At 70.3% G+C, this 15,016-nt stretch carries 13 protein-coding genes; 8 read left to right on the forward strand and 5 right to left on the reverse strand.

The window, feature by feature from the left end; genetic code table 11:
• Window positions 1-171: 171 nt before the first annotated feature.
• The 3 genes from gltX to ACFVYK_RS29665 all read right to left on the reverse strand — a co-directional run bounded on the left by gltX (window position 172) and on the right by ACFVYK_RS29665 (window position 2,851).
• Window positions 172-1,695 (reverse strand): glutamate--tRNA ligase, encoded by a 1,524-nt coding sequence (gltX, locus tag ACFVYK_RS29655; RefSeq protein ID WP_389779338.1) that lies wholly within the window; start codon window positions 1,693-1,695, stop codon window positions 172-174.
• Window positions 1,688-2,473, reverse strand: coding sequence for a fumarylacetoacetate hydrolase family protein (locus ACFVYK_RS29660; protein WP_389779340.1), 786 nt, complete (start codon window positions 2,471-2,473; stop codon window positions 1,688-1,690). Before ACFVYK_RS29660 ends, gltX begins: the two co-directional genes overlap by 8 nt.
• Before the next feature lie 189 nt (window positions 2,474-2,662).
• A complete protein-coding gene (locus ACFVYK_RS29665; protein ID WP_389779341.1) occupies window positions 2,663-2,851 on the reverse strand; it encodes a hypothetical protein in 189 nt (62 codons plus the stop codon).
• 605 nt (window positions 2,852-3,456) lie between these two features.
• Here ACFVYK_RS29665 and ACFVYK_RS29670 point away from each other — a divergent pair.
• The 8 genes from ACFVYK_RS29670 (at window position 3,457) to ACFVYK_RS29705 (ending at window position 14,125) form a co-directional block, all read left to right on the forward strand.
• Complete coding sequence (locus ACFVYK_RS29670) at window positions 3,457-7,224, forward strand: nitrate- and nitrite sensing domain-containing protein (protein ID WP_389779343.1); 3,768 nt, start codon at window positions 3,457-3,459, stop codon at window positions 7,222-7,224.
• Window positions 7,225-7,233: 9 nt separating this feature from the next.
• A complete protein-coding gene (locus ACFVYK_RS29675; RefSeq protein WP_003993189.1) occupies window positions 7,234-7,647 on the forward strand; it encodes a roadblock/LC7 domain-containing protein in 414 nt (137 codons plus the stop codon).
• Between the two features lie 113 nt (window positions 7,648-7,760).
• Window positions 7,761-8,159, forward strand: a complete 399-nt coding sequence (locus ACFVYK_RS29680; RefSeq protein ID WP_009190816.1) for a DUF742 domain-containing protein — start codon at window positions 7,761-7,763, stop codon at window positions 8,157-8,159.
• Complete coding sequence (locus ACFVYK_RS29685) at window positions 8,140-8,715, forward strand: ATP/GTP-binding protein (RefSeq protein WP_030793795.1); 576 nt, start codon at window positions 8,140-8,142, stop codon at window positions 8,713-8,715. Before ACFVYK_RS29680 ends, ACFVYK_RS29685 begins: the two co-directional genes overlap by 20 nt.
• A 374-nt stretch (window positions 8,716-9,089) precedes the next feature.
• On the forward strand, window positions 9,090-12,455 hold the full coding sequence (locus ACFVYK_RS29690) for a nitrate- and nitrite sensing domain-containing protein (protein WP_389779345.1): 3,366 nt from the start codon (window positions 9,090-9,092) through the stop codon (window positions 12,453-12,455).
• 10 nt (window positions 12,456-12,465) lie between these two features.
• Complete coding sequence (locus tag ACFVYK_RS29695; RefSeq protein ID WP_037737006.1) at window positions 12,466-12,879, forward strand: roadblock/LC7 domain-containing protein; 414 nt, start codon at window positions 12,466-12,468, stop codon at window positions 12,877-12,879.
• Window positions 12,880-12,975: 96 nt separating this feature from the next.
• Window positions 12,976-13,563, forward strand: a complete 588-nt coding sequence (locus ACFVYK_RS29700; protein WP_389779346.1) for a DUF742 domain-containing protein — start codon at window positions 12,976-12,978, stop codon at window positions 13,561-13,563.
• A complete protein-coding gene (locus tag ACFVYK_RS29705; protein ID WP_026248371.1) occupies window positions 13,544-14,125 on the forward strand; it encodes an ATP/GTP-binding protein in 582 nt (193 codons plus the stop codon). Before ACFVYK_RS29700 ends, ACFVYK_RS29705 begins: the two co-directional genes overlap by 20 nt.
• A 149-nt stretch (window positions 14,126-14,274) precedes the next feature.
• Here the strand turns inward: ACFVYK_RS29705 and ACFVYK_RS29710 are convergent, their stop codons facing one another.
• Together ACFVYK_RS29710 and ACFVYK_RS29715 are read right to left on the reverse strand one after the other, a co-directional pair.
• Window positions 14,275-14,466, reverse strand: coding sequence for an acyl-CoA carboxylase subunit epsilon (locus ACFVYK_RS29710; RefSeq protein WP_389779347.1), 192 nt, complete (start codon window positions 14,464-14,466; stop codon window positions 14,275-14,277).
• Between the two features lie 68 nt (window positions 14,467-14,534).
• A partial coding sequence (locus tag ACFVYK_RS29715; protein WP_389779348.1) for a carboxyl transferase domain-containing protein occupies window positions 14,535-15,016 on the reverse strand: 482 nt, incomplete at its 5' end.

Raw genomic sequence — 15,016 nt, forward strand, 5'->3', positions numbered from 1 at the left:
GGGCGCTTTTTTGGTCGTGTTCTGTATCTGCGCCTACACCCACACCGTTACCCCGGCGCGCGACGAGCGCGCCGCCGTCTGCGGCCACCGGGTGGGGGGCGGCGCCCGTAACCGGGGCCCCGCCCCTCACCTGTCCTCCGGTACTTGTGCTCCGGTACCTGTCCTCCGGCGCTACGCCGCGAGCTTGGCCAGCGCCGCGTCGATGCGGGCCAGCGTCTTCTCCCGGCCCAGGATCTCCAGGGACTCGAAGAGCGGCAGGCCGACCGTGCGGCCGGTGACGGCGACGCGGACGGGGGCCTGAGCCTTGCCGAGCTTGAGGCCGTGGGTCTCGCCGGCGGCCAGGACAGCCTCTTTCAGGGACTCGGCCGAGGTCCAGTCGGCCGCCTCCAGCCTCTCCCTCGCCGTGGTCAGCAGGGCGTCGCTGCCCTCCTTCATCGCCTTCGTCCAGCTCGCCTCGTCGAACACCGGCTCCGGCAGGAACAGGAAGTCGACGTTGTCGGTGATCTCGGAGAGGACCTTCAGGCGGGTCTGGGCGTGCGGGGCGATGGCCAGCCACTTCGCCTCGTCGAAGTCCTCCGGGGCCCAGGGGGCGACCGGGGCCTTGAGCCAGGGGGCGCAGCGCTCGGTGAAGTCCTTCACGTCGAGCAGCCGGATGTGGTCGGCGTTGATCGACTCGCACTTCTTCAGGTCGAAGCGCGCCGGGTTGGGGTTGACGTCGGCCACGTCGAAGGCCGCGACCATCTCGTCCATCGTGAAGATGTCCTGGTCGGCCGAGAGCGACCAGCCCAGCAGCGAGAGGTAGTTGAGCAGACCCTCGGGGAGGAAGCCGCGCTCGCGGTAGAGGTTGAGCGAGGCCTGCGGGTCCCGCTTCGACAGCTTCTTGTTGCCTTCGCCCATCACGTACGGCAGGTGGCCGAAGGCGGGCACGGACCGGGCGACGCCCAGCTCGGTCAGCGCCCGGTACAGGGCGATCTGGCGGGGGGTGGAGGACAGCAGGTCCTCGCCGCGCAGGACGTGCGTGATCTCCATGAGCGCGTCGTCCACCGGGTTGACCAGCGTGTACAGCGGGGCGCCGTTCGCGCGGACGATGCCGTAGTCCGGGACGTTCTCCGGGGTGAAGGTCAACTCGCCGCGGACCAGGTCGGTGAACGTGATCGTCTCGTCGGGCATCCGGAAACGGACGATGGGCGCGCGGCCCTGCGCCGTGTACTCCTCGACCTGCGCGGCGCTCAGGTCACGGCAGTGGCCGTCGTAGCCGGACGGCTTGCCGGCGGCGCGGGCGGCCTCCCGGCGGCTGTCCAGCTCCTCCTGGGAGCAGTAGCAGCGATACGCGTGACCGGCGTCCAAAAGCTTCTGGGCGACGTCCTTGTAGAGGTCCATGCGCTGCGACTGCCGGTAGGGCGCGTGCGGGCCGCCGACCTCGGGGCCCTCGTCCCAGTCGAAGCCCAGCCAGCGCATCGAGTCCAGCAGCTGTTCGTAGGACTCCTCGGAGTCGCGGGCCGCGTCGGTGTCCTCGATGCGGAAGACCAGCGTGCCCTGGTGGTGCTTGGCGAAGGCCCAGTTGAACAGGGCGGTGCGGACCAGGCCCACGTGGGGGTTACCGGTGGGCGAGGGGCAGAAACGGACGCGTGGGGGTACCCCCTGTCCGAGCGGGGTCGAGGACTTGGAGGAGGGTGATCCGGGTGCGCTAGCCACGCTTGACAACCTTGTTGGTGAGAGTGCCGATGCCTTCGATGGTGACGGCGACCTCGTCGCCGACGACCAGGGGGCCGACCCCTGCCGGGGTGCCCGTGAGGATCACGTCGCCGGGGAGCAGCGTCATGGCCTCGGAGATGTTGACGATCAGATCCTCGATGGAGTGGATCATCTCGCTGGTGCGGCCGAGCTGCCGTTGCCCGCCGTTGACCGTGAGCTGGACGGTGAGGTCGCCCGCGGTCTTCAGGTCCAGGCCGGTCTCCACCCAGGGGCCGAGCGGGCAGGAGGTGTCGAAGCCCTTGGCCCGGGCCCACTGCTTCTCGCGCTTCTGCACGTCGCGGGCGGTGACGTCGTTCGCGCAGGTGTAGCCGAAGATCACGTCCTTGACGCGCTCGCGCGGGACCTCGCGGCACAGCCGGCCGATGACGACGGCGAGCTCGGCCTCGTGGTGGACCTCGGCGGAGAAGGACGGGTACTGGATGGCGTCGCCGTCGCCGATCACCGAGGTGGAGGGCTTGAAGAAGGCGAAGGGGGCGTCCGGGACCTCGTTGCCCAGCTCGCGGGCGTGCTCGGCGTAGTTGCGGCCGAAGGCCACGACCTTGTTGGGCAGCACGGGCGGGAGCAGCCGGACCTTGCTCAGCGGCACCTTGGTGCCGGAGAGCTCGAAGTCCGTGAACGGAATGCCCTTGATGATGTCGAGGACGAGCTCGTCCGGCTTGTCGCCCTCGACCGCGCCGAAGGCGACGTTCCCGTCGATGGAGAACCTGGCGATGCGCACGGGTTGGTTGGCCCCTTGACTGAGCTGGCTGGAGTGTGAAGCTCCAGGCTAACGCGGAAGGGCGTCCCCGGCCGGGGACGCCCTTGACATGGACGGGCATCGGTGGACGGCCGCCTTGAGCAATCGGCGGCCGGTGTCCGTATCCCTCCACGAAGAGCGGTGAGGATCCGGTGGATGCACGGGGTGGATCTACTGCACGACGGAGGTCGCGACCGGGATCTCCATGAGGATGGTGCGCTTGGGGTTGGCAGTCTGGGCCGGGAGGTCGACGGAGTGCTCCGGCTGCTCCGGGAGCTGCAGTTCGTCGGCGTCCGCGAGGTGCGCCAGCGTCGTGCGCCGCGGGTTGGCGATCTTGTGGAACATCGTCGTCGTCTTCACTGTTGTACTCGACCCTGTCGTCTCCGGGCGCCGGAAAGGCCCCTCAAGGGCCTCTGCGCACGCGCTGCTTGTCGGATGTGCCATCCCTGTAAAACGTCAGGCTAAACACGCGATTCCCGGGGAACGCGTGAAGGTCGCATGATCGACGTGTGAGTTTGCTCACGAATCCATGGGCAAAACGGTCAATTCAGACTCGCAATCGAACGCAACGAAACGGACATTGACCACCTGAAGCCCATATTCCGCTCCTGATCATGGCGACTGGGACACCACCCGCACTCTGCGACTTCGCCCCTTTATGTCCGCCTTACGTGGGGTCATTTTCCACATCCCGTAACGTGACCCTCACGTGGTGTCACGGATGTCACAGCCTGGCCAACGGGCCTTGTTGGAGATCCTGCACTGTGCTGGAATTCCTCGGACCGCCGCGGGATCGAGCCGGCGCACAGAGGGCGCGTCAGAGCGCCCGGTGGCGGCGAGGTTAGGGGGAGCCGGCGCCGGTACTCACGAGCATTCGGGGGGCGTAATTCAGGACGCCCCTCAACACGCCGACACCGTCCTTCCGTTCACCCGGAGGGGCGCCTGGTCCAGAGGTTGCGACGCTAGTGCAGGGACGTTTCAAGAGGGATGGCAGCGCTTCGGCCGAGCCGGAGCCGCACGGCGGGACTGGCCCGATGGCAGTCGGCTCCTCGCCCCAGCACGCCCAGAACCCGGGCCCGGCCGCGTCCGGCGACGGCGGTGAGCGCCCCGGGCGCCCCGGCGCGTCCGCGTCGGCGAGCTCCGTCTCCCCCGACTCGACGGTCAAGCCGCCCGCCGGCCCCCCCGGCCCCGGCCCGCGCGTCGCGCTGCGCAACTGGCGCATCTCCACGCGTCTGGTGGCGCTGCTGACCCTGCCGGTGGTCGCGGCCACCACGCTGGGCGCGGTGCGCATCAACCAGTCGATGGACGACATCCAGCAGCTCGACAACATGAAGCTGCTGACGGACATGACCAAGCAGGCCACCGACCTCGCCGTCCAGCTGCAGAACGAGCGCGACCGCTCGGCCGGCCCGCTGGCGCACGACGGCAAGGCGAGCGACTTCGGCGTCAAGGGCTACCGGGACAAGACGGACAAGGCGCTGATCGCCTTCCAGGACGCCTCGGAGGAGATCGACGCCGCCAGCACGGACGGCAACCTCCAGGGCGTCCGCGACAGCCTCGTCGGTCTGCTCAGCGACCTCGGCAACCTCGCCAAGGTCCGCAACACGGCGTACACGGAGAAGGGCAACTCCACCCAGACGGTCGAGGCCTACCACCGTCTGATCACCAGCCTGCTCGACCTGTCCCAGGACATGGCCCAGGCCACGAGCAACCCGGAGATGATCCAGCGCACCCGTGCCCTGGCCGCCTTCTCCTCCGCCAAGGAGTACGCCTCGGTCCAGCGCGCGGTCCTCGCGGCCGCGCTGCCCGTGGGCAACGCCGTCTACGGCAAGATCTCCGAGAACGACCGGCAGTACGCCGAGGCCGCGCTCGAGAACCAGGACTCCGAGCTCGCGAGTTTCCGCAGCATCTACGGCGACGACGGCGCCGAGGAACTGCTGAAGCCCATCGAGCAGGGCAACCCGGTGATCGAGGAAGCCGACACCTACGCCACCCGTGCGCTGAGCTCCGCCACCGGTCTGCAGTCGCTGGACAAGCGGTCGTACCAGGACTGGATCGACGACAGCTCCACCAAGATCGCGCAGATGAACAACATCGAGCACACGCTGCTCGAGGACATGGAGCAGAAGGCGCGCGAGCTGCGCGCAGCGTCCGAGCGCGAGGCGATCATCTCCGGTGCGCTCATCCTGCTCGTGCTGGGCGTGTCGCTGGTCGGCGCGTTCGTCGTCGCCCGGTCCATGATCCGCTCGCTGCGCCGCCTGCAGGAGACCGCCACCAAGGTCGCCCAGGACCGGCTGCCCGAGCTGGTCAAGCAGCTGTCCGAGTCCGACCCGCAGGACGTCGACACGTCCGTGGAGTCGGTCGGTGTGCACTCCCGGGACGAGATCGGCCAGGTGGCCGCGGCCTTCGACGACGTGCACCGCGAGGCGGTCCGCCTCGCCGCCGAGCAGGCCCTGCTGCGGGGCAACGTCAACGCGATGTTCACCAACCTCTCGCGCCGCTCCCAGGGCCTCATCCAGCGTCAGCTCTCGCTCATCTCCGAACTGGAGTCCCGCGAGGCCGACCCGGACCAGCTGTCCTCGCTCTTCAAGCTCGACCACCTCGCGACCCGCATGCGCCGTAACGGCGAGAACCTCCTCGTCCTCGCCGGCGAGGAGCCCGGCCGCCGCTGGACCCGTCCGGTCCCGCTGGTCGACGTGCTGCGCGCCGCGGCCTCCGAGGTGGAGCAGTACGAGCGGATCGAGCTGTCCTCCGTGCCGACCACCGAAGTGGCCGGCCGGGTCGTCAACGACCTCGTGCACCTTCTCGCCGAGCTGCTGGAGAACGCCACCTCGTTCTCCTCGCCGCAGACCAAGGTCAAGGTCACCGGTCACGCGCTGCCCGACGGCCGCGTCCTGATCGAGATCCACGACACCGGCATCGGCCTGTCCCCCGAGGACCTCGCCGCGATCAACGAGCGGCTCGCCTCGCCGCCCACCGTGGACGTGTCGGTCTCCCGGCGCATGGGTCTGTTCGTGGTCGGCCGGCTGTCGCAGCGCCACGGCATCCGCATCCAGTTGCGCCCCTCCGACTCCGGCGGCACGACCGCGCTGGTCATGCTGCCCGTGGACGTCGCCCAGGGCGGCAAGAAGCCCCAGCCCCAGTCCAAGCCCGGCCAGGGCGGCGTGGCCGGCGGTCCCGCCGCCGCGCAGGCCGCGGCCGGCGTCGCCGCCGCGCGGCGCCAGAACGGCTCGCAGGGCGGTGCCCTCGGCGCGGGCGCCCCGAACGGGGGCGGCGCTCTCGGCGCCGGTTCCGGCGGGGGCGGCCGGCTCGCCGGTGGTCAGGGCCCCCGGGCCGCACTGCCCGGCCGGGACGGCGGTGGCCGTCCCGGCGGCCAGCCGCCGCGCGGACCGCAGCAGCCGCTCTCCCCGCAGCAGGGCAGGCCGGCTCCGGCCGGCTCCGGCTTCGGCGCCCAGGCGCCGGGCGCGCCGCAGGGTCTGCAGGCGGCCGGCACCGGCGCACAGGGCACGGACATGTTCGGCGGCGGACGTCCGCCGCAGCAGCGGGGCAACAAGAACGAGCAGGGCGGCCGCGGCCGTCAGCCGCAGCTGCCGCCGCGCGGGGCTCCGCGCGCCGAGCTGCCCGGCGGCAATCCGCAGCCGCGCGTCACCAGCTGGGGCGACGAGAACGCCCGGCCGCCGGTTCCGCGCACCCCGCTGGACGCCCCGCGCGGCCACGAGGAGCCGGACGTCGCCCAGACGTCGCGCATGCCGCGCATCGACGACCGGCAGGGTCCCGGCGCCACCGCCGAGATACCCGCCATCCCGCGGATCGACGAGCGCCAGGGCCCGTCGGGCCCGGCCGACTTCGGCCGCCCGGTGACAGGCGGTCTGCAGGCCACGGGACAGTTCCCGGCCGTGGGCAACCAGCAGGGCGGCTACGACGGAGGCCAGGACACCGGCCAGTTCCAGCGCCCGGGCGTCAACGGCGTCAACGGGCGGCAGGACACCGGCTCGTTCGAGCGGCCCGGCACAGCCGCCCGCCCGGACGACAACGGCTTCACCCGCTCCGACGTCTTCGGCGCCCCCGGCGGGCAGAACGCTCCGACGAACCCGAACCAGTTCGCTTCGCAGGCCTACGACAACGGCTCCACCGGCCAGTTCCCCGCTCCCGGCTACGACGGTTCGGCCACCGGCCAGCACGCGCTGCCCGACCGCCAGGACCCCTCCGCCGCCAACCGGTTCGGCGCTGCGCAGTCCAACGGCTACGGCGCTCCGGCTCAGCCGGAGGCGCTGCCGCCGGCGGGCCCGGGCGACGGCCGCACCCCGCTGTACGACACGTTGGAGACCAACTGGTTCCACGGTCAGCAGGCGGGCGGTGCAACTCCGGAGCCGGAGCAGCACGAACAGCAGCCGCAGCAGGCTCCGGCCGCTCCCCAACGTCCCGCTGCCGCCAATGCCTCGTGGCGCGCCTCGCCGAACGACGAACTCGTCCGGCAGGCCGAGCGCGTCAGGCAGCCGGCCGCGGGCGGCGTCACCACCTCCGGTCTGCCGCGCCGCGTGCCCCGGGCGAATCTCGTCCCGGGCACGGCTCAGCAGCAGCAGCACCAAAGCGGTCCGCAGGTCTCCCGTGCGCCTGATGACGTACGCGGCCGGCTGACCAATCTCCGTCGGGGCATCGCACAGGGTCGACAGGCCGGCAACGGCCCGCAGACCGGCAGCTTCCCCAGCCCCACTCACCAGCAGGAGCGTTAGTTGAGCCAGATGAGCCAGGCAGCACAGAACCTGAACTGGTTGATCACCAACTTCGTGGACAACACCCCTGGGGTGTCCCACACCGTCGTGGTCTCCGCCGACGGGCTCCTGCTCGCGATGTCCGAGGGCTTTCCGCGCGACCGTGCCGACCAGCTGGCGGCCGTCGCGTCGGGACTCACCTCGCTGACCGCCGGGGCGTCCCGGATCTTCGAGGGCGGCAGCGTCGCGCAGACCGTCGTCGAGATGGAGCGAGGATTCCTCTTCCTCATGTCCGTCTCGGACGGCTCGTCGCTCGCCGTGCTCGCGCACCCCGAGTGCGACATCGGCCTCGTCGGCTACGAGATGGCGCTGCTCGTCGATCGTGCGGGCGCGGTCCTCACGCCCGACCTTCGCGCCGAGCTCCAGGGCAGTCTGCTCCACTGACCCGCCCCCGTACCACCCACCTCACGAAATCACCGTCCGGCCGACACAAACCCCCCACCGGCCTCGACGGACGGCACGACAATCCGAGAATTGCTGTCCCGCCCGGAGGATCCATGACCCCGCCCACCGCCCATCATGACCCGTACGCGGAGCCGTACGGGGATGAGGGCGACCAGCCGCTGGTGCGTCCGTACGCGATGACCGGTGGCCGGACCCGGCCGCGTTATCAGCTCGCCATCGAGGCGCTGATCAGCACCACGGCCGACCCGGCAGCGCTCATGGGGCTCCTTCCCGAGCACCAGCGCATCTGCCATCTGTGCCGTGAGGTGAAGTCGGTCGCCGAGGTCTCGGCGCTGCTGGCCATGCCGCTGGGCGTGGCTCGGATCCTCGTCGCGGACCTCGCCGAGGCCGGCCTGGTGGCCATCCACCAGCCGGGCGGCGACGAGAACAACGGCGGCGCACCTGACGTGACGCTGCTCGAAAGGGTGCTCAGTGGACTTCGCAAGCTCTGACGGAGGGCGGGCCACCACCTCCGCGAAGATCGTGGTGGCGGGAGGCTTCGGCGTGGGCAAGACCACGTTCGTGGGCGCCGTCTCCGAGATCAACCCGCTGCGCACGGAGGCCGTCATGACGTCCGCGAGCGCGGGCATCGACGACCTCACCCACACCGGGGACAAGACCACCACCACGGTGGCCATGGACTTCGGCCGCATCACGCTCGACCAGGACCTGATCCTCTATCTGTTCGGCACGCCGGGCCAGGACCGGTTCTGGTTCATGTGGGACGACCTGGTGCGCGGCGCCATCGGCGCGGTGGTGCTGGTGGACACGCGGCGGCTGGCCGACTGCTTCCCCGCGGTCGACTACTTCGAGAACAGCGGTCTGCCGTTCGTCGTCGCCCTCAACGGTTTCGACGGTCAGCAGCCCTACCAGCCCGAAGAGGTGCGCGAGGCGCTGCAGATCGGCCCGGACACCCCGATCATCACGACGGACGCCCGGCACCGCTCGGACGCCAAGTCCGCGCTGATCACGCTGGTCGAGCACGCTCTCATGGCACGACTGCGGTAACTTCACATCCCCGTGCCCTACGGCAGTTGTCGTAGACGCTTCGGAGTCGGCTGTGGCCTTTGACACGGCCGGCTCCGGTGTTCATAACGTTTCGGCAGAGGAATCGGCCGATGCGGCCACGCGTCGCGGTCGCTCGGTCTCACTGTGCGCACGAAAGCCCCGTCTTTTGACGGGGCTCGTTCTTTTTGACCGTTTTATCTGGGGTTTACATCACGTCGAACCCACTCTTTCCCATGTTTGGAAGAGGACTGGTCGGCGTGCTGGAATGCCTGAACTGCCCAATAGTCAATGACGTACTGATGGTCGATGGCTGACCGGGCTCTGAGACACTGCGGCACGACGAAGGTGCCGACCGCCGAGAGGTTGTTGGTCGAGTGAGGCGAAGCAAGAAAAGTCCCGAGCCGGCGGCGCGGGGCAACTTCACCCCGCCGCCGCGCGGAGCGGCGACCGCCCCTGTGCCCGGCTCGGAGCCGACGGCCACGCCCGCGAAGAGCGGCAGCCGTTTCTCCCCGCGCAACTGGCGGGTGCCGACCCGGCTGAACGCGATTCTGCTCATACCCGTGATGGTCGGCCTGGTCATGGGCGGCTTCCAGGTGAAGAGCTCGATCGACACCTGGCAGGAGGCCGACGACGCCGAGCACACCGCGCGCCTGGTGCAGGCCGCGCTGGGCTACAGCGACGCCCTCTACAAGGAACGCGACGTCTCCGCCGCGCCCCTGCTCGCCGGCAAGAAGGACGACGCCGTCGTCACGGCGTCTCGCAGGGCCACCGACGCCGCCGCCGACGCCTTCGACGAGGCCGCGAAGGACATGCCGTCCAAGCCCGGCCTGGAGCGCCGGCTGCAGCTGTTCCGCACCGCGGAGGCCAAGCTGGCCCCGCTGCGCGCGGCCTCCTACACCTCCAAACTCACCGGCGTGCAGACCGAAGAGGGCTACACCCAGGTCGCCCACCCGCTGATGGAGTTCTCCAACGAGCTCGGTCTGGGCACCGGAAACATCACCTCCTACGGCCGTACCGTCTACGCCATCTCGCTGACCAAGGCCGCGCTGTCCCTGGAGCGCTCGATCGGCATGCACCTGCTGATCAAGCCGGGCCCGCAGGACTCGGACTTCGCCAAGCAGAAGGTCTCGCTCTCCTCGTACGCCTACCTCGAGGGCATCGCCGTCGAGGAGTACATCGGCGGCGGCACCGAGGCCGACGCCAAGCGGCTGGACGACGCCTCGGCGAAGATCAAGAGCGACGGCGCGGCGCTGGCCGCCGAGCAGAAGCAGAAGGACCCGGACTACGTTCCGCCGCCGTCCGACCCGACCACCATGGTCGGCGCGATCTCCACGATGGAGACCACCACGGGCGCCGAGCGCGCCGGTCTCGCCGAGAAGGGCATCAGCAAGGAGAACTGGTGGGCGGTCACCACGCTGAAGTACGACGCCTACCGGCAGATCGAGTCGGACATGGCCGACAAGGCCGTGACCGAGGCCTCGGACATCGCCGCTGACGCCAAGACGTCCGCGATCATCACCGGCGCCGCCGTCGTCGTCGCCCTGCTCCTGGCGTTCATCCTCGCCGGCGCCGTGGCCCGTCAGATGAGCCGCGCGATGCGCCAACTGCGCAACGCCGCCTTCGGCATCGCCGAGCAGCGGCTGCCGATGCTGGTCGACCAGCTCTCGCGCACCGACCCCGGGCGCGTCGACACCCGCGTGCAGGCCATCCCGATCACGACCACGGACGAGATCGGCGAGGTCGCCCGCGCCTTCGACCAGGTCCACCGCGAGGCCGTCCGGCTCGCCGCCGAGCAGGCGCTGCTGCGGGGCAACATCAACGCGATCTTCACCAACCTCTCGCGCCGCAACCAGTCGCTGATCGAGGGCCAGCTGACCCTCATCACCGACCTGGAGAACAACGAGGCCGACCCCGACCAGCTGGAGAACCTCTTCCGCCTGGACCACCTCGCTACCCGTATGCGCCGCAACGGCGAGAACCTTTTGGTCCTCGCCGGCGAGGAGCCCGGCCGCCGCTGGGACCAGCCGGTCCCGCTGGTCGACGTGCTGCGCGCCGCCTCCTCCGAGGTGGAGCAGTACGAGCGCGTCGAGCTGTCGGGCGTCCCCGAGGCCGAGATCCACGGCCGCGCCGTGACCGACCTCGTGCACCTGCTCGCCGAGCTGCTGGAGAACGCCACCACGTTCTCCTCCCCGCAGACCAAAGTCCGCGTGACCGCCACCCGTCTCCCCGACGGCCGGGTCATGATCGAGATCCACGACAAGGGCATCGGCCTGACCGCCGAGGACTTCGCGGACATCAACCACAAGCTGGCCAACCCGCCCACCGTGGACGCCGCGATCTCGCAGCGCATGGGTCTGTTCGTGGTGGGCCGGCTGTCCGACCGGCACGGCATCCGCGTCCAGCTGCGCCCCTCGGGCGAGCAGGCCGGGACCACCTCGCTGGTCATGCTGCCGGACGCCATCACCCACGGTGGCGGCGGCGAGCAGCAGCAGGCGCGCGACGAGTTCACGGTCTCTCAGATCATCCCCGAGCAGCAGCAACAGCAGCAGCTGCAGAGCTTCGGCGGCGAGGACTTCAACACCGGCCAGCCGATGCGCACCGCCGCCGAGCTCGGCTTCGACGACAGCCGCTACGAGGTCCCCGACGACATCCGCGAGTTGGACCCGGTGGGCCGCTCCCTGCAGCGCGAGGAACGCCGCGCGGCGCTGGAGTCCCAGTCGGGACAGCCGGACCAGTCCGAGCAGCAGCCCGGCCGGCACGGGCAGCAGCAGCCGCCCGAGGCCGCCTCGTACGGCGAGGGCTTCGACGCCGCCCGCCGGCCGGAGTACGACGCCGGACAGAACGGCTACGACCCCGCGCAGAACGGCGCCCAGGGCGGTTACGACGGCAACGCCACCGGCTACGCCGACCGGCCCGGCACGTTCGACCAGCAGACGGCGTACGAGGAGCAGCAGCGCCCGGCGTACGACGACCAGTACTTCGCGCCGAACGGCGGCCTGCCGCAGAACGACGCGTTCTCCACGAACGGCGGTCTGCCGCGAGGCGACGCCTACCCGCCGAACGGCGGCTACCCGGACCCCGCGTATGCGGAGCCCGTCCAGGAGGAGCGGACGGCGGCTCCGGCCGGCGCGTCCGAGGGCTTCCAGCCGTACGAGGAGCAGCAGTCCTACCAGGACGACTGGCCTCAGCAGAACGGTCAGGCGAACGGTTACCAGAACGGCTACCCGGACCAGTACGCTCCGGAAGCGGAATCCGTGCAGGCCACTGACGCGGGTGAGCAGAACCGCGTAGGCTTCGACCGTCCGGGACCGGCCCCCTCCGCCGCCCACGCGCTGACCGACGCCGGTCTGCCTCGCCGCGGATCCACCGCAAGCGGTGCGAACGGCTCCCGGCCCGCGAAGCAGGAAGCGCCGGCCTCCTCCTCCGAGAGCGGCGGCGGCAGCGACGTCTGGCGCACGGCGAACGACGAGCGCTGGCACCAGGCCTCCGCTCTGAAGAAGCCCAAGGCGGGCGGGGTCACCTCCTCCGGCCTGCCGCGGCGGGTGCCCAAGGCCAACCTGATCGAGGGCGCCGCCGAGAGCACCCCCCAGGGAGGCCCTCAGGTCTCCCGCGCCCCGGAGGACGTCCGAGGCAGGTTGAGCAACCTGCGTCGGGGCGTCCAGCGCGGACGCAGCGCGGGCAGCAGTGAAACGAACGGCCAGGGCTTCGGTCCTGACAGCACCTACAACCAGGAGCGTTAGTGTGAGCCCGATGAGCCAGGCGGCACAGAACCTGAACTGGGTGATCACCAACTTCGTGGACAACACCCCGGGGGTGTCCCACACGGTGGTGGTCTCCGCCGACGGACTCCTTCTGGCGATGTCCGAAGGCTTTCCCCGCGACCGTGCCGACCAGCTCGCGGCCGTCGCCTCCGGCCTGACGTCCCTGACGGCAGGCGCTTCCCGGATCTTCGAGGGAGGCAGCGTGAACCAGACGGTTGTGGAGATGGAGCGAGGATTCCTCTTCCTCATGTCCATCTCCGACGGTTCCTCGCTCGCGGTTCTCGCGCACCCGGAGGCGGACATCGGCCTCATTGGGTACGAGATGGCCCTTCTGGTGGACCGAGCCGGTTCGGTCCTGACGCCCGACCTTCGTGCGGAGCTCCAAGGGAGCCTTCTCAACTAACAAAGGGACGGTGCGTATTGGCGTCCCGAGGCCGTAGGGTTTCGGGACGCGGCTTCCACGTGGTGGGCGCCAGGCACAGTCGGAGGAGGAGAGAGAGTGGCAACACCCCCAGGCGGTTCCCATTCGGGCAACTGGTCGTACGGCCCGGCCCAGGGCCAAGGCGACGGTTCCCAGAACCCGAACCGTTACAACTTCCCCTCCGCGCCCGGCCAGCAGCGGCCGTACTCGCCCCAGGGCCCGCAGGGTCCCGGACCGTCCCCGTACGACCAGCCGCAGGCGCCGCGCATCCAGCCCGTGCAGCCGCATCGCCGCACTCCCGAGGCGGCGCCCGCCGGGGCGTCGCACAACCCGCTGGTGCGTCCGTACGCCATGACCGGTGGCCGGACCCGCCCGCGGTACCAGCTCGCCATCGAGGCGCTGGTGCACACCACCGCGCAGCCGCACCAGATGCAGGGCCAGTTGCCCGAGCATCAGCGGATCTGCAACCTCTGCCGAGAGATCAAGTCGGTCGCCGAGATCTCGGCGCTGCTGACCATCCCCCTCGGCGTGGCCAGGATCCTCGTCGCCGACTTGGCGGAGGCGGGACTGGTCGCCATCCATCAGCCCGGCGGCGACGAGAGCGCCGGCGGCCAGCCAGACGTGACACTGCTCGAAAGGGTGCTCAGTGGACTTCGCAAGCTCTAGCGGGGGTCCCTCCCGCTCCACCACTTCCGCGAAGATCGTGGTGGCGGGCGGCTTCGGCGTGGGCAAGACCACGTTCGTCGGGGCTGTTTCGGAGATCAATCCGCTGCGCACCGAGGCCGTCATGACGTCCGCGTCGGCGGGCATCGACGACCTCACCCACACCGGGGACAAGACGACCACCACGGTCGCGATGGACTTCGGCCGCATCACCCTGGATCAGGACCTGATCCTCTACCTCTTCGGCACGCCCGGCCAGGACCGCTTCTGGTTCATGTGGGACGACCTGGTGCGCGGCGCCATCGGTGCGATCGTGCTCGTCGACACCCGCCGTCTCGCCGACTGCTTCCCGGCGGTCGACTACTTCGAGAACAGCGGCCTGCCCTTCGTCATCGCTTTGAACGGCTTCGACGGCAACCAGCCGTACAACCCGGACGAGGTGCGCGAGGCGCTGCAGATCGGCCCGGACACCCCGATCATCACGACGGACGCGCGACACCGTGCGGACGCGAAGTCGGCGCTGATCACGCTCGTCGAGCACGCGTTGATGGCCCGCCTGCGGTAGGCAGGCCCCCGGCCACGGGGCTGCCCCGGACGGTGCGGGCCGTCCAGCGGGCGGCCGGCGGCTCGTAGCGCGGCTCCCCCGCGCCCCTGCGGACACACGGAAGGGCCCCTCTCCTGCGAGAGGGGCCCTTCTCGGTGTCGCGTCGGGGCTCAGCGCCAGCTGTGCGGGGCGCGGAAGCCGCCCTCGCGTTCCAGACGGCGCCAGCCGGCCCGGTGACGGGAGCGGTGCGCGGTGGGCTCGGAGGGACGGGCGGCCGCGCGTGCCAGGAGGACCGCCGTGATGGCGGCGACTTCCTCGGGCTCGGCGTGGCCCTTCTCGACTCGGATGTCGGGAGCGTTCATGGTGTCAGTCTCCGTGGATGAGGTTTCCGCAGGGAATCCGCCGGGTTACCCGTGGGATCCGCCGGGGGTCACTGCGGGGGGTTGCCGTGCTTGCGCGAGGGCAGGTCCGCGTGCTTGGACTGCAGCATGGCCAGGGACCTGACGAGGACCTCGCGGGTCTCGGTGGGGTCGATGACGTCGTCGACCAGACCGCGCTCGGCCGCGTAGTAGGGGTGCATCAGCTCGGACTTGTACTCCTTGACCATGCGGGCCCGCATGGCCTCGGGGTCCTCGGCCTCGGCGATCTGACGGCGGAAGATGACGTTGGCGGCGCCCTCGGCGCCCATCACGGCGATCTCGTTGGTGGGCCAGGCGTAGGTGAGGTCGGCTCCGATGGACTGGCTGTCCATGACGATGTAGGCACCTCCGTACGCCTTGCGCAGGATCAGCGAGATCCGGGGCACGGTCGCGTTGCAGTAGGCGTAGAGGAGCTTCGCGCCGTGGCGGATGATGCCGCCGTGCTCCTGGTCGACGCCGGGGAGGAAGCCGGGGACGTCCAAAAGAGTGATGA

This window comes from Streptomyces sp. NPDC058291 (genome assembly GCF_042880855.1).
GTDB lineage: Bacteria > Actinomycetota > Actinomycetes > Streptomycetales > Streptomycetaceae > Streptomyces.